Here is a 25,649-nt window from a genome sequence, read left to right as displayed (position 1 = left end):
CCGGAGCCCGGTTTTCCACATCGGGCCCCGGGGGCTTTTGCCTGCCGTGCGGGATTCGGAATGCTTGAGAGATGTCACCGCTGAGCACCGGTTCCGCTGTTCCGCCCGTCCGGGTCGTTCGGGACACGTGGGCGCGTGCCGGTCCCGCTGTGCGGCAGCCGCCCGGCGAGGCCGTGCTCTTCCACGCCGGCGAGTTCTTCAGCGCCGTCGAGCTTCAGGGAATGACGCTCGACGGCCTGGTCCGGCGGGTCTACCGGGAGACCTACCGGCGCACCGACTGCCCGGAGGATGCGGCGGCGCGTGCCCGTGCCGCCGCGAACGCGCTTCCGGCACCGCTGCGCGGCCGGGTGGCGCTGGCCCGTCAATGCGCAGCCTGGGTGTACGGGTGTGCACCGCCGCCGCCGCTGCTGAGCGTGGTCACGGACCACCGCCGCCGCACCACCGCGGTCCCGGCGTTCGGTGCCACCACGATGCACCAGGTGGCGCTTGGGCCCTTTGACGTCAACCTCGTCGGCGGCGTGCCGGTGACGACGCCGCTGCGCACTGCCCTGGACGTCGCGATCCACGGGCCCGAGGCGACCGCCGTCGACATCCTGGCCGCCCTGGCCTCCGCTCCGGGGCTCGAGTGTCCGCTTCGGCTGGTGGAGGCGGCCCTGGCGAGCACGCGCAGGGTGCCGGGCAAGGCCCGTGCCCTCGCCCGGCTCGGGCAGGCCCGGACGGACGGCATGGGTGCCCGGGACGGCGCCCCACCCGAAACGCCTCATGCGGGGCGGCGGGCATAGGCATCCGTCACCAGGCATCCGTCACCAGGCATCCGTCACCAGGCATCCGTCACAGAGTATCGGGCGCCGGGCAGCCGGGACCGTGGCAGGCCGTCCTAGGTGCGCCGCTGCGAGCCGGTCGTCCGGTAGACGTCGAACACGCCATCGATCCGCCGCACGGCGGCCAGCACGTGGTTGAGGTACTTCGGGTCGCCCATCTCGAAGGCGAACTTCGACATGGCCACCCGGTCCGAGGAGGTGTTGACGCTCGCGGCGAGGATGTTGACCTGGTTTTCCGACAGCACCCGGGTCACATCGGAGAGCAGGCTCTTCCGGTCCAGCGCCTCCACCTGGATCTCCACGAGGAACACGCTTGACTGGGTCGGCGCCCACTCGACCGGCACAATCCGGTCCGGCTGGTCCCGCAGCTCCTGGACGTTCCGGCAGTCCGACCGGTGCACCGACACCCCTGAGCCGCGGGTGACGAACCCGATGATCGGATCGGGGGGAACCGGCGTGCAGCACCGGGCGAGCTTCACCCAGACGTCGCCGACGCCGCGCACCGTCACCCCGGAGTCGGAGAACTTGGGCCGGCGCGGCTGGCTGGCGACCGCGGGCTCGGCCAGGTCCTCCTCGGCCTCCTGATGGCCGCCCATGAGCGCCACGAGGTGCTCGATGACGTTCTGCGCGGAGGTGTGCCCGTCGCCGACCGCTGCGTACAGGGCGGCGATGTCCTGGTGGTGGAGTTCCTGGGCCACGGAGAGCAGCGCGGTATGGGTCATCATCCGCTGCAGGGGCAGATTCTGCTTGCGCATGGCGCGGGTGAGCAGGTCCTTGCCCTTGTCGATGGCCTCCTCGCGGCGCTCCTTCGTGAACCACTGCCGGATCTTGTTCCGGGCCCGCGGGCTCTTGACGAAACCCTGCCAGTCCTGGCTCGGCCCGGCCCCCTCGGCCTTGGAGGTGAAAATCTCGACCCAGTCGCCGTGGTTCAGTTCGCTGTTCAGCGGCACCAGCTTGCCGTTGACGCGGGCGCCGATCGTCCGGTGCCCCACCTCGGTGTGCACGGCGTAGGCGAAGTCGACGGGGGTCGAGCCGGCCGGCAGGGCCATGACCTCGCCCTTGGGGGTGAAGACGAACACCTCGCGGGCGTTGATCTCGAAGCGCAGCGAGTCGAGGAACTCGTTGGGATCGGCCGTCTCCTGCTGCCAGTCAACGAGGCTCCGCAGCCACCCGAGGTCTCCGCTGTCGGGGGCCTCGGCGGCCTTGCCTGCCCCGTTCTTGTACTTCCAGTGCGCCGCCACACCGTACTCGGCCCGCCGGTGCATGTCGTGCGTGCGGATCTGAATCTCGACGGGCTTGCCGCCGGGGCCGATCACCGTGGTGTGGAGGGACTGGTACATGTTGAACTTCGGCATCGCGATGTAGTCCTTGAACCTGCCGGGCAGCGGGTTCCAGCGCGAATGCAGCGAGCCGAGGGTGGCGTAGCAGTCGCGGACGCTGTCCACGAGGACACGGACGCCCATGAGGTCATGGATGTCGTCGAAGTCCTTACCCCGGACGATCATCTTCTGGTAGATCGAGTAGTAGTGCTTGGGCCTGCCGGTGATGGTGGCCTTGATCTTCACCGCGCGCAGGTCTTCATCGATCTGGTCGCGGATCAGGTTCAGGTGCTTCTCGCGCTCGGGGGTGCGGTCCCCGACCATCCTCACGATCTCCTCGTACACCTTCGGGTGGAGTGCGGCGAAGGAAAGGTCCTCGAGCTCCCACTTGATGGTGTTCATGCCGAGCCGGTGGGCCAGCGGGGCGAAGATCTCGAGGGTTTCCCGGGCCTTCCGGGCCGAGGATTCGGGTGAGACGAAGCGCCAGGTGCGGGCGTTGTGGAGCCGGTCGGCAAGCTTGATGACGAGCACCCGGATGTCCTTGGCCATGGCCACGACCATCTTGCGCACCGTTTCGGCCTGCGCCGCGTCGCCGAAGGAGACCTTGTCCAGCTTGGTGACGCCGTCGACGAGCATGGCGACCTCGGCGCCGAAGTCCCGGCGCAGCTCATCGAGGGTGTAGGCGGTGTCCTCGACGGTGTCGTGCAGCAGCGCCGCGGCCAGGGTGGTCCCCGACATGCCGAGCTCGGCCAGGATCGTCGCGACCGCCACGGGGTGGGTGATGTACGGGTCGCCGCTCTTGCGCATCTGGCCTTCGTGGCTGCGCTCGGCGACGAGGTAGGCGCGCTGGATGAGGTCCAGGTCCTCTTTGGGGTTGTTGGCCCGGACCGTGCGCAGCAGCGGCTCCAGTACCGGCGAGTAGCCGCTCGAGCCGCGTCCGGTCAGCCGGGCGATGCGGGCACGGGTGCGCCCGCGGCGGCCGGGGGTGGGCGGTTCGGACCCGGGCAGGCGGGACGGCGCGGCCGGCGCGGCTGCCGGACCGACCGGGGCGGCTGCCGGACCGACCGGGGCGGCTGCCGGAGTGCCCGGAGCGACCGGGGCGGCCGTCGGCACGACCGGCGCCGCGCTCCAGTTCGGACCGGCGGCCGGAGCGGCGGGCGGCGGGCCGGGGACTGGACGCGGCGGAGCGGCCGGCGGTGGTGTCCGGCCGGTGGTGGACCGCTCTGCGGGTGTTACCGCTTCAGCCATTTGAGCCCTTATCCTCAGCGCGTCGGCTACCTCTCATGCCCTTCGGGAGTGCACACCGTTAAGTCTAGCGGTGCCGGCGGCGCAGGAGCTGCACGGCCGGCACCTCCGGATCAGGCGTTTGCGGCCTCGAGGGCCCGCCGCTGGCGGACCTTCTTTTCCTGCTCCTTGATCTCCGGCTCATTCAGGCGCAGCCACGCGTACATCGGCGCGGCAATGAAGATGGTGCTCAGGGTGCCGAGGATGATGCCGATGAACAGCGCCAGGGACAGGTCCCGAAGCGTTCCGGCGCCGAGGAGGTAGGCGCCGATGAACAGGATGGACGCGACCGGCAGCACCGCCACGACCGAGGTGTTGATGGAGCGCACCAGCGTCTGGTTGACCGCGAGGTTCACCTGCTCGGCGAAGCTGCGCTTGGAGGTCACGGAGAGTTCCGCCGTGTTCTCCCGGATCTTATCGAACACCACCACCGTGTCGTACAGGGCGTAGCTGAGGATGGTGAGGAAGCCGATGATCGCCGAGGGGGTCACCTCGAAGTCGCTGAGCGAGTACAGCCCGGCGGTCACGACCATGACGACCACCAGTGCGCTCATGGCGGCCAGCGACATCTTCCAGGTGCGGAAGTACAGGGCCATGAGCACGGCGGCCAGCAGGACGAACACCACCAGGCCGATCAGAGCCTGCCGGCTGACATCCTCGCCCCAGGTGGGTCCGACGAAGCTCGAGGTCACCTGTTCGGGCCCGACGCCGTAGGCCTCGACGAGGTTGTCGCGCACGCTCAGCGTCTGGTCGTCGCTGAGCCGCTCGGTCTGGACGCGGATGGTCTCGGCCGCGATGTTGGTGACCCGCGGGACGGCCTCCGGCACGACGTCGGTGACGGCCTTCTCCCCCACTGCGACGTCGGTGTTGGCCGTGTCGGAGACGGTGAACTCGGAGCCGCCGCGGAAGTCGATTCCCAGGTTGAAGCCGCCCTTGACCACCGGGATGATCAGCGAGAGAAGCACGGCGGCTGCGGCGATGATGAACCAGAGGTTCCGCTTGGCGACGAAGGGGTAGGACCGCTTGCCGGAATAGAGCTCGTTACCGAAGTCGGCGAAGCTGCTGCGCTTCATCGGTTTTCTTCTTTCTCTTCGGCGGGGCCGCGTCCGGCCAGTGCCTTCTGCTGCTCCGCGATGCGACGCTCGGCAATGGTCATGCGGCGTTCCGCCTCGCCGGCGGCCGCCTTGTTCTTCGACTTGGCTGCCACGGCCGGCCGGGCGGCCGTCTCGGCGGGGCTGCGGAAGCGTCCGGCCCCGCGGTAGAGCGGCGCCACTCCCAGGCGTTCCGGGTCCAGCCCGGACCACTTGTGGCCCTCGCCGAAGAAGCGGGTGCGGGCCAGCAGGCGCAGGACCGGGTGGGTGAACAGGAAGACGACGACGAGGTCCGCGATGGCCGTCAGGCCCAGGGTGAAGGCGAAGCCGCGGACGTTGCCGACGGCCACGAAGTAGAGGACAAGGGCGGCGAGGAGGTTGACCGCCTTGGAGGCGAGCACCGTCCGCTTGGCGCGGCGCCACCCGTTCTCCACGGCGGAGACCATACCCCTGCCGTCCCGCAGTTCGTCGCGGATCCGCTCGAAGTAGACGATGAAGGAGTCTGCGGTCTGCCCGATGGCCACGATCAGGCCCGCCACACCGGCCAGGGACAGCCGGTAGTTCTCGGTCCAGCCCAGGATGGCGATGGCCAGGTAGGTCAGGACGCCGGCCACGACGAGCGAGGCGATGGTGACCAGGCCGAGCATGCGGTACTGGAACATCGAGTAGACGGCGACCAGTGCCAGGCCGATCAGGCCCGCGATGAGGCCAAGGCGCAGCTGGTCGGCGCCGAGGGTCGCGGAAATCTGCTGCTCGCTTTGGATCTCGAAACTGATCGGCAGGGCGCCGTACTTCAGCTGCTCGGCGAGGGTGGCGGCCGATTCCTCGGTGAAGCTGCCGCTGATGCTCGGGTTGCCGTCGGGGATCACGGCGTTCGTCGTCGGGGCGGAGACGATCCGGCCGTCGAGGACGATGGCGAACTGGTTGCGCGGGTCGCCCTGGCCGATGGCGAAGAGCCGCTCGGTGACCTCGCGGAAGACCTTCGTGGCGTCGTCGTTGAAGTCGATGTTGACGACCCAGCTGTTGAGGGACTGTCCCTGCTGGCCGCGGGCCAGCCCGTGGGTCGCGCCGTCGATGTCGGTGCCGGGCACCTCGACGGGACCCAGGATGTACTTGCCCTGGGTTTCGGGCTCGCACGCGACCATGGGCTGGTCGGCGGGGGCCGGTTCGGTCCTCGGCTCGAGCGCGGCGGGGTCGAGGCAGTCAAGGGTCTCGAACGCGGTGAAAATTTCCGGGGTGATCCAGTTGGGGTCGCTGGCGTTGGTGGGATCCGCCGTGGGCTTGGGCAGCTGGTCTGCGGGCGTGGGGGTCTCCGCGGCGGGCGCCTGGCCCGGTCCGCCCGCGAGCACGGGGCGGAATTCAAGCTGCGCCGAGGCCCGGATCAGCTCACGGGTCTCAGAGTCGGGGGTCCCCGGGAGGGAGACGATGACGTTCCGGCCGGACTGGGTGGAGATTTCGGCTTCAGCCACGCCGCTGCCGTCGACCCGCTGGCGGATGATCTCGACCGCCTGGTCCAGCTGTTCGGGGCTGATCTCGGAGCCGCCGCCCTGGAGCTTGGGCGAGAGGATCAACTGCGTGCCGCCCTCGAGGTCGAGGGCGAGCTTCGGGGTCCAGCTTGCGTTGCTCCAGACGGAGCCGGCGCCCAGCAGCGCGGCGAGCAGAGCAAGAAGTACGCCCAGCCAGACGAGGGTTCGTTTGGCTGCCGTGCCGGGGCCGGTACGTGGCATTGTCGATTGTCCTTAGGAGTGGAGCGCGGTATCCGCGCCGTGCCGGTGGGACCCGGCCGCCGGGGCTGCCCGGGGCCGGGACCGCATGCTAGTTGTCGTTGTTCCTGTTGTTCTCGCGGTTCAGCCGCGCCACGGTTTCCTCGGGGGTTTCGGCGGCGGTGCTTCCCGCGGCGCCGGCGGTCCCGGTCGTGGAGATGGTGTCCGGCGCGGCGACCGAGGGCTCGTCATCGAGGTCCCCTGCCGGCTCCTGCTTCACGACCTTGCTCAGGGCCTGGGTGTGCACGGTGGCGGTGTTGCCCGGGGAGAGTTCGATGACGGCCTTGTTGTTCTCCTGGTCGATCGACACGATGGTCCCGAAGAGGCCGAACTGGGTCATCACCTCGGCGCCGGGCTCCATCTGCGAACGCATCTCGGTGACCTGCTGCTTGGCCTTGCGCTGCCGGCGGAACATGGAGAAAATCAGAAACGCCAGCGCGAGCGGCAGGATCAGGTTGAAGATATCGAACCCTCCACCGGCGGCGTTACCGGTTTCGGCGGCGGTCGAGGCTACTACGTTTGCGAACACAGAAAAGTTCCGTTCCTATGACTTGGAGCGGCACAGCCGGCGCAGATAAAGCCGGCTCACGCCGCGTGTCCTCCAAGTGTAAAGGGAAACAGGCCCCCGGCCGGTCAGGCGGGGTCACGTCATCCAGTCCTCGGCCGGGTCACCGCCGGGAACCTCCTCCTCCTGCGCGGCGGTGAAGAGGTCCTCGGGCATCGTCGCAGCAACGGATGCCGGCATGACGAGCCCGAGGTGGTGCCAGGCCGCGGCGGTGGCGATCCTGCCGCGCGGTGTGCGCCCGAGCATCCCCTCGCGCACCAGGTACGGTTCGGCGACGGTTTCGACGGTTTCGGGTTCCTCCCCGACGGCGATCGCCAACGTGGAAAGGCCCACCGGTCCGCCGTTGAACTTGGTGATCAGGGCGGTCAGCACGGAGCGGTCGAGCCGGTCCAGGCCCTTTTCGTCGACTTCGTACATGTCGAGGGCCGCCCCGGCGCTGCCGGCGTCGATCAGGTCGATGCCGTGGACGAGCGCCCAGTCGCGCACCCGGCGCAGCAGGCGGTTGGCGATACGCGGTGTGCCGCGGGAGCGGCCGGCGATCTCGGCGAAGGCGGCGGAGTTGACCTTCATGTCCATGAGCATCGCCGAGCGGCGCAGCACCAGTTCAAGTTCCTCGGTGGAGTAGAACTCGAGGTGGCCGGTGAAGCCGAAGCGGTCGCGCAGCGGCCCGGGCAGCAGCCCGGCCCGGGTGGTGGCCCCGACGAGGGTGAAGGGGGGAAGGTCGAGCGGGATGGCCGTGGCACCGGGGCCCTTGCCGACGACGATGTCGACGCGGAAGTCCTCCATCGCCATGTAGAGCATCTCCTCGGCAGGACGGGACATGCGGTGGATCTCGTCGAGGAACAGCACCTCGCCCTCGGTGAGGGAGGAAAGGATCGCGGCAAGGTCGCCGGCGTGCTGGATCGCCGGGCCGGAGGAGATGCGCAGCGGCGCGTTCATCTCGGCGGCGATGATCATGGCGAGGGTCGTCTTGCCCAGCCCGGGCGGGCCGGAGAGCAGCACGTGGTCGGCGCTGCGGCCCCGGAGCCGAGAGGCCTCGAGCACGAGCGACAGCTGCCGGCGCACGCGTTTCTGGCCTACGAAGTCGTCGAGGTTCTTCGGCCGCAGGGCGGCCTCGACGGCCCGGTCCTCGGGATCGGAACCGGCGGAAACGAGGGGTGCTTCCTCGGGCTGCTGGGCGGGGCTCATCAGAGGGTCTTCGCGCGGGCCGAGCTGCGGGCGCCGTCCTGGCCTAGCCTGCGCAGCGTGAGCTTGAGGATCTGGCCAACATCTCCGGTGGCAGCGATCTCCGGCGCGTCGGCGACTGCAGCGTCGATGGCTGATCCGGCGTCCTTTTCCGACCAGCCGAGGCCCATCATCGCTGTGAGCACCTGGCCCTGCCAGGTGTTCCTCGGAACGCCCGGAGCCTCCAGCGGCACCAGCTTCCCGGCGAGTTCGAGCACGATCCGACGCGCGCCCTTGGGCCCGATGCCGGGCACCTTGCTGAAGGCCTTGTCGTCCCCGGATGAGGCGGCGATGCGGATCGCCTCCGGGGCGTGGACGGCGAGCACGGCCAGGGCGAGCCGCGGCCCGACGCCGCTGATGGCCAGCAGGGTGTCGAACACCTCGCGCTGCTCGGCGTCTTCGAAGCCGAACAGGGTCATCGAGTCTTCCCGCACGACCATGGTGGTGAAGACCTGGGCCTCGCCGCCGACCCGGAGGTTCGCCAGGGTCTGCGGCGTCGCCTGGACCTGCATGCCGAAACCGTTGACGTCGAGCACGGCCGACTGCAGGCCGACGTGGGCGACGGTGCCGCGGAGGGAACTGATCATTTCGAGAGGCTCCAAAGAACGGTGGAGGATGGACGCGCCCGAACCAACGTCCGAACATACTTTCTATTACGGTACTCTCCCCCGTCCGGCGCCGCCGAACGCCACTCCGGCGTGCCGCGCCCGCCGCGCAGTCCTGTCGCCGGGATCGAACTCGGGATCGTCACCTGCTGCGCCGGGCCCTCGCCTCGGCCTCGGCCCACATGCGCTGGGCAGGCGTGGCCGCTCCCGCACCGGTGGCGGCGGCCGCCCCCTGCAGGCCCACTCCCCTGCGCCAGGCGTGGGTGATGGCCAGGGCCAGGGCGTCGGCGGCGTCGGCCGGCCGCGGCGGGGCGTCGAGCCGCAGGATCTTGGTGACCATCTTGGTGACGGCCACCTTGTCGGACTGCCCGTTGCCGGTCACCGCGGCCTTGACCTCGGTGGGAGTGTGCAGCGCGACGGGGATTCCGCGCCGGGCCGCGGCGGCGATGACCACCCCGGAGGCCTGGGCGGTTCCCATCACGGTGCTGACATTGAGCTGGCTGAAGACCCGTTCGACGGCGAGCACGTGCGGGGAGTGGAGGTCGAGCCACTCATCGACGGCCTCGGCGATGACCAGCAGCCGCTGGTCGAGGCTGCGTCCGGCCTCCGTGCCGACCACGCCGACGGCGACCAAGGTCGAGTGCCGGTTCGGTTCAACGTCGACGACGGCGAGGCCGCACCGGGTCAGCCCCGGGTCGATGCCCATGACGCGGATCGTCACGGTGCACCGTCCCGCAGGCCCGCCCGGACGGTGCTAATCGTCGGTCTCGAGTTCGGCGAGGACCTCTTCGGAGAGGTCGGCGTTGGAGTACACGTTCTGCACGTCGTCGAGCTCTTCGAGGGCGTCAACGAGCTTGAGGAACTTCTTCGCGCCGTCGACGTCGAGCTGAACCTGCATCGAGGGGACGAATTCGGCCTCGTCGGTGTCGTATTCGATGCCGTTCTCCTCGAGCGCGGCCACCACGGCCCGCAGGTCCTGGGGCTCGGAGATCACCTCGAAGGTGTCGGCGGACTCCTTGACCTCCTCGGCGCCGGCGTCGAGGACCGCCATCAGGACGTCGTCCTCGGACAGGCCGTTCTTGGGCAGGGTGACGACGCCCTTGCGGGTGAACAGGTAGGCGACCGACCCCGGGTCGGCGACGCTGCCGCCGTTGCGGGTGATGCCGAGGCGGACCTCGGAGGCGGCCCGGTTCTTGTTGTCGGTGAGGCACTCGATGAGCAGGGCCGAGCCCTGGGGTCCGCGCGCCTCGTACATGATGGTCTGGTAGTCGACGGCGTCGCCGAGGAGCCCGGCGCCGCGCTTGACGGCGCGGTTGATGTTGTCGATGGGGACCGAGGTCTTCTTCGCCTTGGACACCGCGAGCTCAAGGCCCGGGTTGCCGGCGAGGTCCGCCCCTCCGGCCCGCGCCGCCACCTCGATGTTCTTGATCAGCTTGGCGAAGGACTTCGCGCGCTTGGCGTCGATCGCGGCCTTCTTATGTTTGGTTGTAGCCCACTTAGAGTGCCCCGACATGCCTACGCTTCTCCTCTGATCATTCGAATAAACAATTCGTGGACCCGCCGCTCGCCGGTGACTTCCGGATGGAAACTCGTCGCGAGTAGGTTGCCCGACCGCACTGCCACAATTCTAGCGACCGTCCCGGACTTATCCGGGCCGTCGTGGTCGGACCCGCCGGGCGGGGGCGTCTCGGGCGCCGGCACCTCGGCGAGGACCTCCACCGAGGGCCCGACCTTCTCCACCCAGGGTGCGCGGATGAAGACGGCCCGCACCGGGTCCTCCCCGCCGGTGCCGGCGGTGTCGGCGAGCCCGGTGAAGGCGAGGTCGGTCTCGAAGGATTCGCGCTGGCGGCCGAAGGCGTTGCGCCGCACCACGATGTCCAGTCCCCCAAGGGTCTGCTGCGGGTTGCCCTGGCGGTCCGTTGAGGGGTCGGCGATGACGTCGGCGAGCATAATCATGCCGGCGCAGGAACCGTAGGCCGGCAGCCCGCATTTCAGCAGCGCGCGCAGCGGTTCCGCGAGGTCGAAGGCCCGGGTGAGCTTGTCGATCGTCGTGGATTCGCCGCCGGGGATGATGATCCCGTCGATCCCCTCGAGCTCGGAGGGCCGCCGGACGGCGGTGGCGGTGCCGCCGAGGGCTTCGATGGTCCGGATGTGTTCGCGCACGTCCCCCTGGACGGCCAGCACGCCGATGCGCACGCCGGAGGAGGGCGAAGGTGAGGAAGAGGCCATGGTCCAATTCTAGGTTGTCCGTTTCCACGCCGGGTGCGGGCCGGCTGACCGGTTCCCGCCGGTGCTTGCGCTAGGTTTAAAGGCATGAATCCCCTGAGCGTGCTGGTTGGAAAAGCGGTGCGCCGCGCGTCGAGGCTGCGCGGCGGCGGGTCCGCGCTGCCGGGCCTTGTGGTGGAACGCCTCGACCCGGGTTTCATGGGCCGGGCCCTGTCCACCCTTGAGCACGGCGTGATGGTGGTCAGCGGCACCAACGGCAAGACCACCACCACCAAGATGGTCGTCGAGCTGCTCGAGGGGCAGGGCCTTCGGGTTTTCACGAACCGGACCGGCAGCAACTTCACCCGGGGCGTCGCCGCGGCCCTGCTGGGCGAGGTGGACTGGCGCGGACGCCTCAACGCGGACATCGCCGTGCTTGAACTCGACGAGGCCCACGCCGTGCACTTCGTGAACCTTGTCCGCCCGAAGTACTCCCTGCTGCTGAACGTCCTGAGGGACCAGCTCGACCGGTTCGGCGAGATCGACGCGACCACCCGCCTGCTGGGCAAGATCGCCGCCGCCACCACCGGAACGGTGATCCTCAACCGCGAGGACCCGCGCGTGGCCGGCCTCGCGCCGACGGTGCGGGACGCCGGCGTCGTCTACTTCGGCCTCGACCCCTCGCTGCGCAGCACCTTCCCGAACGACGACGAACTCCGGGGCGCCACCGGCGTTCCGGCGCCGTCGGACCTCCCCGCCGACGTCGTGCTGGAGCAGGTCGAAGGCAACGGCGCGGTGTTCGGCGTCGGCGGGAAATCGGTACCGGCCGACCTGCGCCTGCGCGGGGTCTACAACATCTTCAATGCGGCCGCCGCCCTGGCCGCGGCCCGCACCGCACTCGGCGGGGCCGCCGACGACGACGCACTGTTCGCCTCGCTGTCGGCCGTCGAACCGGCCTTCGGGCGCGGCGAGAGCGTCACCGTCGACGGCCAGCCCCTCGAACTGGTGCTCGTGAAGAACCCCAGCGGCTTCCGGCTCGGACTGAAGTCCTTCGATCCGGCCGGCCACGCCACCCTGATCGCGATCAACGACAACTACGCGGACGGCCGCGACATGTCGTGGCTGTGGGACGTTGACTTCGACTCGCTGCGCGCCGCCGGCGTCGACCTCGTCACCGGGGTGCGCGCCTACGACATGGCGCTGCGCCTGAAATACGACGACGTCGAAGTCCGCGGCATCGAGCCCGAGATCCCGGCGGCGCTCAAGGCGTTCGTCGCCGGCAGCCCGGGCCAGCCCAAGCGCATCTTCTGCACCTACACCGCGATGCTCGCCGTGCGGCGCGAACTGTCCAAGATCACGACCGTCGAGGTGGTTTCCTGATGTCCAAGGGCACGATTTCCATCCTTCAGCTGTACCCCCGCGAGATGAACATCTACGGCGACTGGGGCAACGTCCTGGTGCTCAAGCAGCGCCTGGCCTGGCACGGGTACGACGCCGTCATCTCCGAACACAACGCCGGTGACAGCTTCCCCGACGACGCCGACCTGATCGTCGGCGGCGGCGGTCAGGACAGCGGCCAGCTGGTGATACAGCAGGACCTCCAGGCCATCGGGCCCCGCCTGCGAGGGCTGGCCGAGGACGGACAGCCCATGCTCGCCATCTGCGGGCTCTACCAGCTGTTCGGCAGGTTCTTTCGGACCGTCGACGGCACTGTGATCCCGGGCATCGGGGTGCTCGACCTGGAGACCCACGGTGGAAAGGAACGCCTCATCGGCAACGTCGTCGCCACCAGCGGGGAGTTCGGCGAGATCCACGGGTACGAAAACCACAGCGGGCAGACCTTCCTGGGCGCCGGAGTGACGCCGCTGGCCACCGTCACCAAGGGCGAGGGCAACAACGCCCGCGACAACCATGAGGGCGCGCGCCACCACAACGTGGTGGCCAGCTACCTCCACGGCTCGCTGCTCCCGAAGAACCCGGCGATCGCGGACTTCCTCATCCGGACCGCGGTCGAGCGGAAGTACGGGACCTTCGAGCCAGGCGAGGTTGACGACACCCTCGCCGACCTCGCCCGGCGCCACGCGGGCAGCCGCCCGCGCTGACTCCAGTCCGCGCTGACCTCCGTCCGGGCCAACCCGCGCAATCATTCAGCGGGGTCGTCCGGGCTGGTCATCCGGGCAGGTCATCCGGTACCCGAACCGGCCGGTACGGGAACCGGAGGGGAACCAGTTCCCCGCCGGCGCCGCGGCATGCAAAAGTTAACGCTTATGAGCAACCCCTTCCTCGAGCCGAGCACGCTCCCCTACCAGCTGCCGCCCTTCGACCGCATCGAGGACGGGCACTACCTGCCGGCCTTCGAGGCGGGGTTCGCAGAGCAGCTTGCCGAGATCGAGGCCATCACCGCCAACCCGGAGGCAGCGGACTTCGAGAACACCATCACCGCCCTTGAGCGTTCGGGGCAGGTCCTGCAGCGGGTGGCCGCCGCGTTCCACAACCGTTCCTCGGCCGACTCCACGGCCGCCATCCAGGAGATCGAGACGCGCATCGCGCCGCGCCTTGCCGAGCACTCGGACAATATCCACCTCAACCGCGCCCTCTTCGAGCGACTCAAGGCGGTCCCCGCGGACGGCCTCGACGCCGAACCGGCCCGGCTGCTGACCGAGTACCGTCGGCGGTTCACGGCTGCGGGCGCCGAGCTCGACGACGCCGCACAGGTCCGGCTGCGGGAGCTCAACGCCGAACTGTCCGAACTTTCGACCGAGTACCAGCAGCGGCTGCTGCGAGACACCAATGCCTCCGCGCTCCTGCTCGACACCGCGGCCGAGCTCGACGGCCTCCCGGCCGATGACATCGCCGCCGCCGCGGCCGCCGCCGATGCGGCAGGCCACCCCGGCAGATACCTGCTCACCCTGATCCTTCCGACCAACCAGCCGGCGATGGCGGTGCTGACCGACCGCGGAGTGCGCCGGCGGCTGTATGAACTGTCGGTGAACCGCGGCTTCAGTGACGGCCCGGACAACACCCTCGACCTGGCCGCACGCATGGCGGCCCTGCGTGCGGACCGCGCCGCCCTGCTGGGCTTCGACACGTACGCCGCGGCCGCCACGGACGACCAGACCGCACCCTCGCTCGAAGCCATCCGGGAGCGCCTCGCCGCCCTGGCCGGCCCCGCCGTGCGCAACGCCCGGGCCGAGGCCGCCGAGCTCGAGGCCGACGCCGGGCACCCGCTGGAGCCGTGGGACTGGGCCTTCCACTCGGAGCGGGTCCGGCGCTCGAAGTACGACGTCGACCTCGCCGCGCTGCGGCCCTACTTCGAGCTGGACCGCGTCCTGAAGGACGGCATCTTCTTCGCGGCCGGGCAGCTGTACGGGCTGCGCTTCACCGAACGCCCCGACCTGACCGGCTACCACCCCGAGGTGCGCGTGTGGGAGGTCTTCAACGAGGACGGCTCCGGCCTGGGCCTGTTCCTCGGCGACTACTACACGCGCGACACGAAGAACGGGGGCGCCTGGATGAACTCCTTCGTTGACCAGTCCGCGCTCCAGGGCACCCGCGCGGTCGTGGTGAACAACCTGAACATCCCCAAGCCCCCGCCCGGGGAGCCGACCCTGCTCAGCTTCGACGAGGTGGTCACAGCCTTCCATGAGTTCGGCCACGCACTGCACGGCCTGTTCTCCAACGTTACCTACCCCACCTTTTCGGGCACCAGCGTCCCGCGCGACTTCGTCGAATACCCCTCGCAGGTCAATGAGATGTGGATGCTGTGGCCCGAGGTCGTGGCGAACTACGCCCGCCACCATGAGACCGGAGAGGCCCTCCCGCAGGAGGTCATTGACCGCGTCACGGCGGCGTCGACGTGGGGCGAAGGCTTCGCCACCACCGAGTACCTCGGGGCGACCCTGCTCGACCTCGCCTGGCATTCCCTGCCGCCCGGCACCACTGTTGAGGACCCTGCGGCCTTCGAGCAGCGGGCGCTTTCGGAGGCCGGCGTCGACTTCGCCCTGGTTCCCCCGCGTTACCGGACCGGCTATTTCAAGCACATCTTCGCCGGCGGCTATGCCGCCGCCTACTACGCCTACATCTGGAGCGAGGTCCTCGACGCCGACACCGTCGAATGGTTTAAGTCCTCGGGAGGGCTCACCCGCGCCAACGGCGGCACCTTCCGCACCGAGCTGCTCTCGCGGGGCAACAGCATCGACCCGCTCCAGGCGTTCCGCAACTTCCGGGGCCGGGATGCCGAACTTGAGCCGCTGTTGAAGCGGCGGGGCCTGGCCTGAGCCCGGATGGTCACGATTGCCCAGGTCCAGCGCCTGCACACCGCCTGGTTCGCCGCACTTGCCACCGCCACCGGTGGGAAGACCTTCTCCACCCACGGGTGTACGTGGGCGTGGCTTCCGGCGCGGTCGCAGCTTCTGCTCCTGTTCCCGGAGGAGGTTTCGCTGGCCGGCATCCGCCCGGGCCTCGCCGAGGGCAGCAGGCTGGGAGCGAAGACCGTGGGCGTCTGGATGAACGGCGCGGTGCGCAGCAGCGCCCTGTCGTCCCTGGGGTTCTCCCCGGGGTGGCAGCCGTGGTGGATGGCCGCGCCGGTCGGGGTTCCGGCCGCCTACGAGGATGGCGCCGCCGAACTGTCGACGGAGGTGCCTGAGTATCTGGGGCCGCTGGCCCGGGAACTGCGGGTGGTGCGGTCCCAGCCACGGCAGGCCTGGCACGCCGAGACAAGGGTCGGCGGGAACGTCGTCGGCGCGGCCTACGCGTTCTACCCCTCCGGAGTTCCGGGGCTACGGGGCCTCGGCGGGATCTTCTCGCTCGAGGTCCTGCCCGAGTACCGCCACCGAGGCCTCGGCACCGCGCTGCTGAGCCGCGCGGCCAAGGCGGCGGCCGCATCCGGGGCCCGGCATCTGGCGGTCAATGCGGCGCCCTCGGGATCGGAGTTCTTCGCGGCCCGGGGTTTCGACCTCGTGGGCCGGGGCAAGACCCTGTGGATGGCACTCTAAGCCCAGCACGGCGGGACGGGCGGCGCCCCTAGGCGGCATCCGCGGCACCACTGGGACGGAACCGCCGGATGCTGTATACGATGAAGGCCGCCGCGAGCAGTGCCGACAGGATCAGCCCCGAGCCGACGCTCCAGCCGCCGGGCAGCCACCACTGCGCTTCGAGCGGCCACCATCCGGGTGCGGGCGGCTTAATGCACCAGAGCACGCCGACGAGGGCCAGCACCAAAGCGGCGGCGAAGCTGAGGGCGATGTTGCGCCGGGTTCGAACGCCCTTGGCGGCGGCCGCGAAGGCCCGGGTCTTGACCGGCTGCAGCCACCGGCGGGCCCATTCGTACTGCTGGGCGAGCACGGTGAGGCCGGCGACGAGCGCCAGCAGGCCCGGGCCGGGAAGGACGAGGGCCGCGAGTCCAATGGCCACGAGGAGCCAGCCCACGACCAGCCCGGCCACACGTTTTGCCCCCCGGGGTCGAGTCCGTCCTCCAAACCGCGCCATGCGAACCCTCCAAAAATACTCGCCTGCTCCAGCGCCGGCACCGGATCAGCACCGGACTGCGGATGTGCCCGATCCGGCGAAGCTGCCGCTCCCGCGCGGAGGCGGGAGCGGCAGCCGGACCGGACAAGCGCCGGTGGGATCGACACGCCGGTCCCACCGGCCGTGTCAGTTAAACGTTCAGGCCGGCCGCAGAGTTCGCGCCGACCTGGTCGACCTTGCGGTGGAAACGCATCCCGGCCTTGCCGCCGAGCACGGCCCCGATCAGCGGGACAATGACGGCGATGACGAGAGCGATGATTCCGCCGGTGGTCAGCGCACCCTCATTGACGGGAATGCGGGGGAAGCCGTTGAGGCTGCCGAGGACGTTGAACTGGCTGCCGGCGACGGCGCCGAGGATGGCGAGGAGAATGGCCACGGCAATCGCCCACAGCCAGACCGCAAGGCCCTGCTTGGCGCCGTCGAAGCGCGCCATGCGCCCGGCAACATACCCACCGCAGAAATAGGCGGTGAAAAGGATTGCGGCAAGCACGAGTCCGCTGACGATGCCGACCGTCTGCAGGTCCTGGGAGGCCTGGTCGGCGACCTGTCCGGCGTCGGCGTTGTTCGCGACCCCCACTCCTGCTCCGACCGCGCCGAGAAGTGCGGTGAGGACCACCGCGATGCCTGTGGCCGTCATCCAGCCGAAGAAGGCCGAGCCGAACTTCATTCCGCCGAACTGCCGGCGCTCCTCGGCGACGATCTCGTCACGCCTACCCTTCGGTGTACTCGACCCGGAGGTGTTGTGCTGTGCCACGAAAATCTCCTTCTACCTGCGGTGCGTGTGCGTTGATCCGACCGGCACGCAGGGTGCCCATCGCCGATTCAACGCTAGTAGCGTATCGCTCGATCGGCTAGTAGTAAGCACGCTTGCCATTTATTTCCGGGGCCCCTAGAGTGGGCGGTGCAAGCAGCCCGGGGCCTCGTGCCCATGACCTCCACTACGGCGCCGCCCACCGCGGCGGAGCCCGTGAACACCTTCGTGAACACCAAGGAGAAACATGATTACCCAGGAAAACCTGAATGACCTGGCCGCCGGCCGCGGAAACGTGTACACCGATGACGGCGGCAAGCTCGGCTCGATCGGCCAGCTGTATGTCGACGACGAGACCGGACAGCCCAGCTGGGTCTCGGTCAACACCGGCCTGTTCGGCACCTCCGAGTCCTTCGTCCCGCTCCAAGCGGCATCCGTAGACGGCAACGACGTCCGCGTCCCGTACAGCAAGGACCTCGTCAAGGACGCTCCCAAGGTGGAGAAGGACGGCCATCTGAGCCCCGAGGAGGAGGACCGCCTCTACCGGCACTACAGCCTCAACGGCAGCTCCGACGGGACACGCGGCGTCGACTACGACACCACCCGCACCACCGGCCGTGACGCCGTCGGCCATGACACCTCCGGCCCCACCACCGACGAGGCGATGACCCGTTCGGAGGAGCAGCTGCGCGTGGGCACCGAGTCGCGCGAAGCGGGCCGGGTGCGCCTGCGCAAGTTCGTCGTCTCCGAGAACGTATCCCAGACGGTTCCGGTGTCGCGTGAAGAGGTCCGCCTCGAGCGTGAGCCGATCACCGACGCCAACCGCGGTGCCGCAATGGCCGGTCCGGCCATCAGCGAGGAGGAGCACGAGGTCGTCCTGCACGAGGAGCGGCCCGTCGTGGAGAAGGAAGCCGTTCCGGTGGAACGCGTCCGCCTCGATAAGGAGACAGTGACCGAGCAGCACACGGTCAACGAGGAGGTCCGCAAGGAGCAGATCGAGGCCGACGGCGATCACGGCCGCGGCCGGCACTAACTCCCGGCCCTCCGGGGAAGAAAGAAGGGGCACCGCCTGGTGGCGGTGCCCCTTCCGTTTGTGCCTTGAGTCTGCTGCGCGGGCTGCTACCAGCCGCGCTCGGCGAGGCGGTGCGGCTGCGGCAGCTCGTCGACGTTGATGCCGACCATGGCCTCGCCGAGGCCGCGGGAGACCTTGGCGACCATGTCCGGGTCGTCGTGGAAGGTCGTCGCCTTGACGATGGCGGCGGCCCGCTCGGCGGGGTTCCCTGCCTTGAAGATGCCCGAACCGACGAACACGCCGTCGGCGCCGAGCTGCATCATCATGGCGGCGTCGGCCGGGGTCGCAATGCCGCCAGCGGTGAAGAGCACGACCGGCAGGCGGCCCTCGCGGGCCACCTCCTTGACCAGCTCGTAGGGCGCCTGCAGTTCCTTGGCGGCGACGTAGAGTTCGTCCTCGGCCATTGAGGAGAGCCGGGCGATCTCCGAGCGGATCTTGCGCATGTGCATCGTCGCGTTGGAGACGTCGCCGGTGCCGGCCTCGCCCTTGGAGCGGATCATTGCCGCGCCCTCATTGAGGCGGCGCAGCGCCTCCCCCAGGTTCGTGGCGCCGCAGACGAAGGGCACCGTGAACTTCCACTTGTCGATGTGGTTGGAGTAGTCCGCCGGGGTCAGCACCTCGGACTCGTCGATGTAGTCGACGCCGAGCGACTGCAGCACCTGCGCCTCGACGAAGTGCCCGATCCGGGCCTTGGCCATCACCGGGATGGACACGGCGTCGATGATGCCGTCGATCATGTCGGGATCGCTCATGCGCGAGACCCCGCCCTGGGCGCGGATGTCGGCCGGAACCCGCTCGAGGGCCATGACAGCCACCGCGCCGGCATCTTCGGCGATCCGGGCCTGCTCCGGCGTGACGACGTCCATAATCACGCCGCCCTTCAGCATTTCAGCCATTCCGCGCTTGACGCGGCTGCCGCCGGTCGAAGCGGCGGTTGTCGAATTGTCGTCAACGGTGGACACAGAAAGCCCCTAAAGATTGGTAAAAGGTAACGCATCCCATAATACGCCCGCACGGGCCGCCGCACCGCTGCCCGTTCCGGGCCGTTCCGCGGGTGCGGCGCCCGGCCGGAAAGGGGGCTACCCTCCCGCGCCGGCGCGCGGGCGGCCGGGCTCCGCCGCCTGGTTTTCCCGCAGCGCCGGGGAGGAGCGCGGCACCAGAACCAGCACGGCCGAGGGCAGCAGGGTGACCTCGGCGGGGACGGGCCCGACCAGTTCCCCGTCGGCGTAGACGTTCAGGCCCGGCGCCGCGGTCAGGCGGACCCTCCGGCCCCGGGAGGAGGCGACGCCCGGCTGGGTGAGGTGGGCGCCGCGGAAGGCGCGGAGGAACACGGAGGCGAGGCGGACCCGGCCGCCGCCGCGCAGGCGGACGACGTCGAGCAGGCCGTCGTCGGCGGCCGCGTCGGGGGCGATGCGGATCCCGCCGCCGTACTGGCCGACATTGCCGACGGCGACGAACCAGCCGGCAAAGTCCTCCCGGTCGCCGTCGACCTCAACGTGAAACCCGACGCCCTTCCAGGTGAGAAGTGCCCGCACTCCCCCGGCGAGGTAGCTCAGGGGGCCCAGGCCGACCCGGGCGGCGTTGGCCAGTTCCGCGGCGAGGCCGTCGAAACCGATGTGGGCGACGCCGAGGAACGGGACGCCGTTCACGCAGCCGAGATCGAGGGGGCGCACCGTCAGGGCCGACATCGAGCGGACGGCCCGGACGGGGTTGACCGGCAGCCCCAGCCGGCGGACCGTGTCGTTGCCCCGCCCGCCGCCAAGGGTCAGCAGCACCGCCGAGGTGCCGCGGATGCCGGCGGCGACGGCCCCGTGCAGTCCGTCACCACCGAGGGAGGCGATGAGGGTGTCCGGGCCGGCGGTGGCGGCGGCCGCGCGGGCGTCGGCCAGTCCTTCGGTGACATGCTCCACGACGTCGTAGCCCTGCCCGGCCAGGGCGCTGCGGACCCCGGCCCGGAACCGCAGGCTCCGGCCGCGGCCGGAGGTGGGGTTGACGATCAGCAGGGCCCGCAGCGGGGCGGGCGCGGGGGCCGGCGGCACGCTCACAAGGCGGTCCGGCCGCTGGAGGGCACCGGGTTCAGCCCTGCCCGGCGGGGCGGGGGTCCATCGACTGGCGCCGCACTGCGGCGACCCGCTGGAACACGGTGACCATACTCGCAAGGGCGAGCAGGACCAGGACGCCGAGGAGGAACTCCCCCGGCAGGCCAAGCCCTGTCAGTCCTGCGGTGACGAGCACCGACACGAGCCGCTCGGCGCGTTCGGCGATGCCGACGCTGGCGTCGAAGCCGAGCGCCTCGGCCTTTGCCCGGGCGTAGGAAACGAGCATTCCGAGGACGAGGCACAGCAGGGCCGCGACCGCCGTCGGGGCGGAGTCCCCGCCGGTGAAGTACCAGACGGCCAGGCCCGCGAACACTGCGCCGTCGGCCACCCGGTCAAGGGTGGAATCCAGAAAGCTCCCCCAGGGGCCGCCCGGTCCCCGCAGCCGGGCCATGATGCCGTCGATGACGTCGGAGAAGACGAAAGCGGTGATGAACAGGGTGCCCCAGAAGAGCTCACCCTGCGGGTAAAAGACCAGCGCTCCGACGGCGACGCCCGCCGTGCCGGCAATGGTCACGGCGTCCGGGCTCACCCCCCACCGCAGCAGCAGCGCAGCCAGCGGGGTGAACAGGGTCGTGAAGAAGGTCCTTGCGTACTTGTTGAGCATGGTTCAGGCACGCCCTTCCGCAGCATTGGCATTCCGCAGACCTGCGGCAGCACCGGAGTCGGGCCAGCCTGCGGCCACCTGCCGGCGCACCTCGTCGAGGGTCTGCGTCACCGCCTTGGTCTGGGCGATGATCGGCAGGAAGTTCCCGTCCCCGCCCCAGCGCGGGACGACGTGCTGGTGCAGGTGTGCCGCGATGCCCGCGCCCCCGGTGCGGCCCTGGTTCATGCCGATATTGAAGCCGGTGGGGTTGGACACCGTCCGGAGCACCCGCATCGCCGTCTGGGTCAGGTCGGCGAACTCCGCCGTCTCGGCCCCGTCGATATCGGTGTAGTCCGGAAGGTGGCGGTAGGGAACCACGAGGAGGTGGCCGGGATTGTAGGGGTAAAGGTTGAGCACCACATAGCAGTGCTCGCCCCGGTGGACGATGAGGGACTCCTCGTCGCTGCGGGTCGGGGCCACACAGAACGGGCAGTCGTTCTCGCCGGTGACCTGGTCCTGGCCGCCCTTGATGTAGGCGAGGCGGTGCGGGGTCCACAGGCGCTGGAAGGCATCGGGCACGCCGGCGAGCTGGAAGTCATCCGTCGCCGCGGCATCCCCGGGGTAGTCCGCTCCGGCGTCTGGGGTCCGCTCCATCAGAGAGACTTATCCCGGGTCCGAACCGCGTCGACGATGCGCTTCACGGCATCCTCGACGGGCACCTGGTTCTCCTGGCTTCCGTCGCGGAAGCGGAACGAGACGGCGCCGGCCTCCTGGTCCTCACCACCGGCGATCAGGACGAACGGCACCTTCTCCTTGCTCGCCGTACGGATCTTCTTGGGGAACCTGTCCGTGCCCGCGTCCACCTGGGCGCGGATTCCTTCGGCCTTGAGCCGGTCGACGACGTCGTACAGGTAGTCGTTGAAGGCCTCCGCCACGGGGACGGCGAGGACCTGCACCGGCGCGAGCCAGGCCGGGAAGGCGCCCGCGTAGTGCTCGGTGAGCACGCCCATGAACCGCTCGATCGAGCCGAACAGGGCACGGTGGATCATCACGGGGCGCTGGCGGGTGCCGTCGGCGGCCTGGTACTCCATCTCGAAGCGCTCGGGCAGGTTGAAGTCGAGCTGGATGGTCGACATCTGCCAGGTGCGGCCGATGGCGTCCTTGGCCTGGACGGAGATCTTGGGGCCGTAGAACGCGGCTCCCCCGGGGTCGGGAACCAGCTCGAGGCCTGATTCCTCGGCCACCTCGGCGAGGGTGCGGGTCGCTTCCTCCCAGATGTCGTCGGCGCCGACGGACTTTTCCTCGTTCCGGGTGGAGAGCTCAAGGTAGAAGTCATCGAGCCCGTAGTCCTTGAGGAGTCCCAGGACGAAGTTCAGCGTCCCGGTCAGCTCCTCCTTCATCTGCTCGCGCGTGCAGTAGATGTGGGCGTCGTCCTGGGTCATGCCGCGGACCCGGGTGAGGCCGTGGATGACGCCTGACTTCTCGTACCGGTACACCGAACCGAATTCGAAGAGCCGCAGCGGCAGCTCCCGGTAGGAACGCCCGCGGGACTTGTAGATCAGGTTGTGCATGGGGCAGTTCATCGGCTTGAGGTAGTAGTCCTGCCCGGGCTTGCGCACCGAACCGTCCTCATTGAGCTCCGCGTCAACGTGCATCGGGGGGAACATGCCATCCCGGTACCAGTCGAGGTGCCCCGACACCTCGTAGAGGTGGCCCTTGGTGATGTGCGGGGTGTAGACGAACTCGTACCCGGCCTCGGTGTGACGCTGCCGGGAGTAGTCCTCCATGGCCTTGCGGATGACGCCGCCCTTGGGGTGGAACACGGGCAGCCCCGAGCCGAGCTCGTCCGGGAAGGAGAAGAGGTCGAGCTCGGAGCCCAGGCGGCGGTGGTCGCGGCGCTCGGCCTCGGCCAGGCGCTCCCGGTAGGCCACCAGGTCCTCCTTGGTGGGCCAGGCGGTGCCGTAGATGCGCTGCAGCTGCTTGTTCTTCTCGCTGCCGCGCCAGTACGCGGCCGCGGAGCGGGTCAGCGCGAAGGCGTTGGAGATCAGCTTGGTGTTGGGCAGGTGGGGACCGCGGCACAGGTCCTCCCAGATGACGTCGCCGGACTTCCGGTCGACATTGCCGTAGATCGACAGCCCGCCGGCGCCGACCTCCACGGAGGCGCCCTCATCGTCGGAGGCATCGCCCTTGAGCCCGATCAGTTCGAGCTTGTAGGGCTCATCGGCCATGGCCAGGCGCGCCTCGTCCTCGGACACCTCGCGGCGCACGAAGAGCTGGTTCGCGTTGACGATCTTCTGCATCATCTTCTCGAGCTGCTTCAGCTCGTCGGGGGTGAACGGCTCGTCGACGTCGAAGTCGTAGTAGAAGCCGTCGGTGATGTACGGCCCGATGCCGAGCCGGGCACCGGGACGCAGCTGCTGCACCGCCTGGGCGAGCACGTGGGTGGCGGAGTGCCGCAGCACCTGGAGTCCCTCGGGCGACTCCATCGTCACGGGTTCGATCTGCGCGCCGTCGGGCAGCGGCTGGTCGAGGTCCTTCAATTCACCGTCGACCCGGACCACGACGACGTCTCGACGTTCCCGAAAAAGGTCGGCACCGGTCGTGCCCGCGGTCACCTGGTTCTCTTCGCCATCGACGATGAGGGTGATAGGTAGGGGCGCTGACACAGTGGTCTCCTTGCGAAAGTGGTACGAGCTTATGGCTGGCGTGCGTCCGGGGCCGGCGCACCCGGAACCGGGCGTCGCCGCGGTCCTCTGATCGTATCCGCTGCGCTCGGGCGCGACCAACAACCGCCGCGCCACGCCCGGGCGTCTGTCCGGGAACCGGGCGGAGGCGGTGAGAGGATCGGGGAATGGATTCAACGGTGAATGTGATCACCCTCGGGGTGCGCAGCCTCGGGGCCTCCCTCGCCTTCTACGCGGACGGGCTGGGCTGGGCGCCCAAACTCCACGTCCCGGAGGAGGTGGCCTTCTTCCAGGTGGGCCACGGGCTGCTGCTGTCCCTGTTCCGCCTCGACCACCTCGCAGCGGAGGCTGGCGGAGGCGGGCCGGGGAACCCGCAGCTGTTCACACTGGCCCACAATGTTGACTCACCCGCGGCGGTCGATGCGGTGCTCCACGAGGCCGCAGCCGCCGGCGGAACGATCGTGGCGACGGGAACCCAGATGAGCTGGGGCGGGTATTCCGGGTACTTCGCAGATCCTGACGGATTCCGGTGGGAGGTCTGCTACAACCCGGGCCTGAAGGTGGAGCCGGACGGCACCGTTTCCATCGTCGAAATCGCCTGACGGAATCGAAACCCGTGCAGCGGCGTTGCATCTGTAGGTACTGAAACCACAACAGCACCACTTTTTGCAGCCATCCCAGGAGGAGCACCGTGGATTACACACCAGAAAACGGGACCATCACCATGTTCTCGACATCGTGGTGCGGCTACTGCCGCCGGCTGAAGTCCCAGCTCACAGCCCAGGGCATCGGCTTCCGCGACATCAACATCGAGGAGACCGAGGGGACGGCCGAACTGGTCGCCTCGCTCAACGGAGGAAACCAGACGGTCCCCACGGTCATCTTCCCCGATGGCTCTGCGGCGACGAACCCGTCCGTGGCTGAGGTCAAGACCCGCCTCGGCGTCTAGGCCGCAGCGGCCGGCCGGTGGGCGCGTCCCGCCGGCTGCCGCCACTGCCCAGCTGCCGGCCCAACAGGTCCGGCCCTACCTGCCGTTCATACGGGCCGTCCAACAGGTCCGGTCATACTGACCCGCCCTACAGATCCGGCCCTACAGATCCGGCGCTATAGATCCGGCGCTGGAACGAGCCGCACGTGCCGGTCGTAGGCGCCGAGAACAGTTTCCTCTAGGTCGCGCACCCGCAGGCCCGGGCGAAGATCCTCGGCCGCTCCCGCGGTGGCCGGGTCCCACTTCAGGTCAAGGGCCGAATAGGCGTCGGTGAGCACTGCCCGCAGGGGCGCCGCGTCCTCGATGATCAGCACCGACGAGAACAGCCACGCCCCGGCCACCACCCGCTGCGCCGTTCCCACCAGTTTGATCTGCCCCGGCCCGCCCGCGGGGCCGTGGACACTGAACTCCCCGGGACAGTACTCCCCCGGGATCTCACCCACCGCGGCGGAGACGCCGGCGTCCTGCAGCGCCCGGGCGAGGAGGCCGCCGAAGAATTCGAAGCGCGCGCGGGTGGCGGACACCGGATCGGAGGCCGGTTCGATATGGTCCACGATCAGGCAGCCCCGGTGGTATGCGGCGGCCCTCCCGCCGGCTCGGCGCACCAGCGGTTCGAACCCGGCCGCCCGCACCTTGCCGCTGGCCTCGCGGAATCCCGGAAGCCGCGCGTCGCGCTGTCCGAAGGCCACCGTCGGCTCCGGCCGGTACAGCCGCAGGGTGGGGCCGCGCCGCCGTGCGGCCACCTCCCTCAGGAGCCCGATGCCCGCGTCGAGGTCCTCGGCGGCACCCGACGTGCGGCGCGGCTGGTGCACCTCAAGCGTGTCCGCTCCCTCCCAGGGGTTCTCCATGGCCTCCGGCTCCGTCCGTTCGTTCCGCATCGTCCCGTTCCGTGTGGTTCCGATCCGCGTCGTCCACCTGCGTTCCGGCCCTCCAGCGGGCGGATCAACCCGCCCCGAGGCCGCTTGCGCCCGGCGGCGTGTCCCGCGCCCAATCTATATGACACTCTTGGAGTTGTAAGGTCCGGGCCGCCCGGTGCAGTACCGGCGGCGTATCCGAACCGTCTCGCAGC

The 25,649-nt window shown here is 69.5% G+C and carries 25 protein-coding genes; 8 read left to right on the top strand and 17 right to left on the bottom strand.

Annotated elements, in window-relative coordinates:
• Positions 1–71: 71 nt before the first annotated feature.
• Positions 72–782: a hypothetical protein gene (locus tag I6N91_RS10470; protein ID WP_198812503.1), complete on the top strand. Its 711-nt coding sequence runs from the start codon at positions 72–74 to the stop codon at positions 780–782.
• A 95-nt stretch (positions 783–877) separates the two neighbouring features.
• Here I6N91_RS10470 and I6N91_RS10465 read toward each other — a convergent pair whose 3' ends face one another.
• The 9 genes from I6N91_RS10465 to pdxT form a co-directional block, all read right to left on the bottom strand.
• Positions 878–3,388 (bottom strand): bifunctional (p)ppGpp synthetase/guanosine-3',5'-bis(diphosphate) 3'-pyrophosphohydrolase, encoded by a 2,511-nt coding sequence (locus I6N91_RS10465; RefSeq protein WP_233091727.1) that lies wholly within the window; start codon positions 3,386–3,388, stop codon positions 878–880.
• A gap of 110 nt (positions 3,389–3,498) precedes the next feature.
• Positions 3,499–4,497 (bottom strand): protein translocase subunit SecF, encoded by a 999-nt coding sequence (gene secF / locus I6N91_RS10460; RefSeq protein ID WP_198812502.1) that lies wholly within the window; start codon positions 4,495–4,497, stop codon positions 3,499–3,501.
• Entirely contained in the window at positions 4,494–6,242 is a 1,749-nt protein-coding gene (gene secD, locus I6N91_RS10455; RefSeq protein WP_198812501.1) for a protein translocase subunit SecD, read from the bottom strand. The genes secF and secD overlap by 4 nt, the downstream gene beginning before the upstream one ends.
• 88 nt (positions 6,243–6,330) lie before the next feature.
• Positions 6,331–6,807, bottom strand: a complete 477-nt coding sequence (gene yajC / locus I6N91_RS10450; protein WP_198812500.1) for a preprotein translocase subunit YajC — start codon at positions 6,805–6,807, stop codon at positions 6,331–6,333.
• Between the two features lie 114 nt (positions 6,808–6,921).
• Positions 6,922–8,031, bottom strand: a complete 1,110-nt coding sequence (gene ruvB, locus I6N91_RS10445) for a Holliday junction branch migration DNA helicase RuvB (RefSeq protein ID WP_198812499.1) — start codon at positions 8,029–8,031, stop codon at positions 6,922–6,924.
• Positions 8,031–8,654, bottom strand: coding sequence for a Holliday junction branch migration protein RuvA (ruvA, locus tag I6N91_RS10440; RefSeq protein ID WP_198812498.1), 624 nt, complete (start codon positions 8,652–8,654; stop codon positions 8,031–8,033). Before ruvA ends, ruvB begins: the two co-directional genes overlap by 1 nt.
• A gap of 160 nt (positions 8,655–8,814) precedes the next feature.
• Complete coding sequence (gene ruvC / locus I6N91_RS10435; RefSeq protein ID WP_198812497.1) at positions 8,815–9,393, bottom strand: crossover junction endodeoxyribonuclease RuvC; 579 nt, start codon at positions 9,391–9,393, stop codon at positions 8,815–8,817.
• 33 nt (positions 9,394–9,426) lie between these two features.
• The gene (locus tag I6N91_RS10430) at positions 9,427–10,185 is read right to left on the bottom strand and encodes a YebC/PmpR family DNA-binding transcriptional regulator (RefSeq protein ID WP_198812496.1); all 759 of its coding nucleotides are present in this window, start codon (positions 10,183–10,185) and stop codon (positions 9,427–9,429) included.
• A gap of 2 nt (positions 10,186–10,187) precedes the next feature.
• Positions 10,188–10,901: a pyridoxal 5'-phosphate synthase glutaminase subunit PdxT gene (gene pdxT, locus I6N91_RS10425; protein ID WP_198812495.1), complete on the bottom strand. Its 714-nt coding sequence runs from the start codon at positions 10,899–10,901 to the stop codon at positions 10,188–10,190.
• A gap of 84 nt (positions 10,902–10,985) precedes the next feature.
• On the opposite strand from pdxT, the gene I6N91_RS10420 reads away from it, so the two are divergent.
• The 4 genes from I6N91_RS10420 to I6N91_RS10405 all read left to right on the top strand — a co-directional run bounded on the left by I6N91_RS10420 (position 10,986) and on the right by I6N91_RS10405 (position 15,871).
• Positions 10,986–12,257 (top strand): Mur ligase family protein, encoded by a 1,272-nt coding sequence (locus I6N91_RS10420; RefSeq protein ID WP_198812494.1) that lies wholly within the window; start codon positions 10,986–10,988, stop codon positions 12,255–12,257.
• Complete coding sequence (locus tag I6N91_RS10415; protein ID WP_198812493.1) at positions 12,257–12,979, top strand: glutamine amidotransferase; 723 nt, start codon at positions 12,257–12,259, stop codon at positions 12,977–12,979. The genes I6N91_RS10420 and I6N91_RS10415 overlap by 1 nt, the downstream gene beginning before the upstream one ends.
• 165 nt (positions 12,980–13,144) lie before the next feature.
• Complete coding sequence (locus I6N91_RS10410; protein ID WP_198812492.1) at positions 13,145–15,154, top strand: M3 family metallopeptidase; 2,010 nt, start codon at positions 13,145–13,147, stop codon at positions 15,152–15,154.
• A 6-nt stretch (positions 15,155–15,160) separates the two neighbouring features.
• A complete protein-coding gene (locus I6N91_RS10405) occupies positions 15,161–15,871 on the top strand; it encodes a GNAT family N-acetyltransferase (RefSeq protein WP_198812491.1) in 711 nt (236 codons plus the stop codon).
• Positions 15,872–15,899: 28 nt separating this feature from the next.
• On the opposite strand, the gene I6N91_RS10400 is transcribed toward I6N91_RS10405, so the two are convergent.
• Complete coding sequence (locus I6N91_RS10400) at positions 15,900–16,319, bottom strand: PGPGW domain-containing protein (protein ID WP_307843323.1); 420 nt, start codon at positions 16,317–16,319, stop codon at positions 15,900–15,902.
• Between the two features lie 214 nt (positions 16,320–16,533).
• Positions 16,534–17,157: a hypothetical protein gene (locus I6N91_RS10395; protein ID WP_198812489.1), complete on the bottom strand. Its 624-nt coding sequence runs from the start codon at positions 17,155–17,157 to the stop codon at positions 16,534–16,536.
• A gap of 244 nt (positions 17,158–17,401) precedes the next feature.
• On the opposite strand from I6N91_RS10395, the gene I6N91_RS10390 reads away from it, so the two are divergent.
• Positions 17,402–18,187, top strand: a complete 786-nt coding sequence (locus I6N91_RS10390) for a PRC and DUF2382 domain-containing protein (protein ID WP_198812488.1) — start codon at positions 17,402–17,404, stop codon at positions 18,185–18,187.
• Between the two features lie 86 nt (positions 18,188–18,273).
• Here I6N91_RS10390 and pdxS read toward each other — a convergent pair whose 3' ends face one another.
• From pdxS to thrS, 5 genes are all read right to left on the bottom strand, one after another.
• On the bottom strand, positions 18,274–19,188 hold the full coding sequence (pdxS, locus tag I6N91_RS10385; protein ID WP_120169118.1) for a pyridoxal 5'-phosphate synthase lyase subunit PdxS: 915 nt from the start codon (positions 19,186–19,188) through the stop codon (positions 18,274–18,276).
• A gap of 117 nt (positions 19,189–19,305) precedes the next feature.
• Positions 19,306–20,271: a diacylglycerol kinase family protein gene (locus I6N91_RS10380; RefSeq protein ID WP_198812487.1), complete on the bottom strand. Its 966-nt coding sequence runs from the start codon at positions 20,269–20,271 to the stop codon at positions 19,306–19,308.
• Positions 20,272–20,302: 31 nt separating this feature from the next.
• Positions 20,303–20,929, bottom strand: a complete 627-nt coding sequence (gene pgsA, locus I6N91_RS10375; RefSeq protein WP_198812486.1) for a phosphatidylinositol phosphate synthase — start codon at positions 20,927–20,929, stop codon at positions 20,303–20,305.
• Between the two features lie 3 nt (positions 20,930–20,932).
• Positions 20,933–21,562, bottom strand: coding sequence for an HIT domain-containing protein (locus I6N91_RS10370; RefSeq protein WP_198812485.1), 630 nt, complete (start codon positions 21,560–21,562; stop codon positions 20,933–20,935).
• A complete protein-coding gene (thrS, locus tag I6N91_RS10365; protein WP_198812484.1) occupies positions 21,562–23,574 on the bottom strand; it encodes a threonine--tRNA ligase in 2,013 nt (670 codons plus the stop codon). Before thrS ends, I6N91_RS10370 begins: the two co-directional genes overlap by 1 nt.
• Before the next feature lie 185 nt (positions 23,575–23,759).
• Between thrS and I6N91_RS10360 the strand changes: the two genes are divergently transcribed.
• Both I6N91_RS10360 and I6N91_RS10355 read left to right on the top strand, forming a co-directional pair.
• Positions 23,760–24,194, top strand: a complete 435-nt coding sequence (locus tag I6N91_RS10360) for a VOC family protein (protein ID WP_198812483.1) — start codon at positions 23,760–23,762, stop codon at positions 24,192–24,194.
• A gap of 89 nt (positions 24,195–24,283) precedes the next feature.
• Complete coding sequence (locus I6N91_RS10355) at positions 24,284–24,541, top strand: mycoredoxin (protein WP_307843322.1); 258 nt, start codon at positions 24,284–24,286, stop codon at positions 24,539–24,541.
• 155 nt (positions 24,542–24,696) lie between these two features.
• Here I6N91_RS10355 and I6N91_RS10350 read toward each other — a convergent pair whose 3' ends face one another.
• Complete coding sequence (locus I6N91_RS10350) at positions 24,697–25,458, bottom strand: biotin/lipoate A/B protein ligase family protein (RefSeq protein WP_374058940.1); 762 nt, start codon at positions 25,456–25,458, stop codon at positions 24,697–24,699.
• Between the last annotated feature and the right edge of the window lie 191 nt (positions 25,459–25,649).

This window comes from Arthrobacter sp. MSA 4-2, from assembly GCF_016405885.1.
Taxonomy (GTDB): Bacteria; Actinomycetota; Actinomycetes; order Actinomycetales; family Micrococcaceae; genus Arthrobacter_D.
The sequence above is the reverse complement of the archived record's forward strand: the minus strand, read 5'-3'. Positions and strand labels throughout refer to the sequence as shown.

What these genes read in the sequence shown, in the direction of transcription:
- I6N91_RS10470 (WP_198812503.1), top strand. Translation starts at nt 72, where the DNA reads ATGTCACCGCTGAGCACCGGTTCCGCTGTTCCGCCCGTCCGGGTCGTT.
- I6N91_RS10465 (WP_233091727.1), bottom strand. Translation starts at nt 3,388, where the DNA reads ATGGCTGAAGCGGTAACACCCGCAGAGCGGTCCACCACCGGCCGGACA.
- secF (WP_198812502.1), bottom strand. Translation starts at nt 4,497, where the DNA reads ATGAAGCGCAGCAGCTTCGCCGACTTCGGTAACGAGCTCTATTCCGGC.
- secD (WP_198812501.1), bottom strand. Translation starts at nt 6,242, where the DNA reads ATGCCACGTACCGGCCCCGGCACGGCAGCCAAACGAACCCTCGTCTGG.
- ruvB (WP_198812499.1), bottom strand. Translation starts at nt 8,031, where the DNA reads ATGAGCCCCGCCCAGCAGCCCGAGGAAGCACCCCTCGTTTCCGCCGGT.
- ruvA (WP_198812498.1), bottom strand. Translation starts at nt 8,654, where the DNA reads ATGATCAGTTCCCTCCGCGGCACCGTCGCCCACGTCGGCCTGCAGTCG.
- I6N91_RS10430 (WP_198812496.1), bottom strand. Translation starts at nt 10,185, where the DNA reads ATGTCGGGGCACTCTAAGTGGGCTACAACCAAACATAAGAAGGCCGCG.
- pdxT (WP_198812495.1), bottom strand. Translation starts at nt 10,901, where the DNA reads ATGGCCTCTTCCTCACCTTCGCCCTCCTCCGGCGTGCGCATCGGCGTG.
- I6N91_RS10420 (WP_198812494.1), top strand. Translation starts at nt 10,986, where the DNA reads ATGAATCCCCTGAGCGTGCTGGTTGGAAAAGCGGTGCGCCGCGCGTCG.
- I6N91_RS10415 (WP_198812493.1), top strand. Translation starts at nt 12,257, where the DNA reads ATGTCCAAGGGCACGATTTCCATCCTTCAGCTGTACCCCCGCGAGATG.
- I6N91_RS10410 (WP_198812492.1), top strand. Translation starts at nt 13,145, where the DNA reads ATGAGCAACCCCTTCCTCGAGCCGAGCACGCTCCCCTACCAGCTGCCG.
- I6N91_RS10405 (WP_198812491.1), top strand. Translation starts at nt 15,161, where the DNA reads ATGGTCACGATTGCCCAGGTCCAGCGCCTGCACACCGCCTGGTTCGCC.
- I6N91_RS10390 (WP_198812488.1), top strand. Translation starts at nt 17,402, where the DNA reads ATGATTACCCAGGAAAACCTGAATGACCTGGCCGCCGGCCGCGGAAAC.
- pgsA (WP_198812486.1), bottom strand. Translation starts at nt 20,929, where the DNA reads ATGCTCAACAAGTACGCAAGGACCTTCTTCACGACCCTGTTCACCCCG.
- I6N91_RS10370 (WP_198812485.1), bottom strand. Translation starts at nt 21,562, where the DNA reads ATGGAGCGGACCCCAGACGCCGGAGCGGACTACCCCGGGGATGCCGCG.
- I6N91_RS10360 (WP_198812483.1), top strand. Translation starts at nt 23,760, where the DNA reads ATGGATTCAACGGTGAATGTGATCACCCTCGGGGTGCGCAGCCTCGGG.
- I6N91_RS10350 (WP_374058940.1), bottom strand. Translation starts at nt 25,458, where the DNA reads ATGCGGAACGAACGGACGGAGCCGGAGGCCATGGAGAACCCCTGGGAG.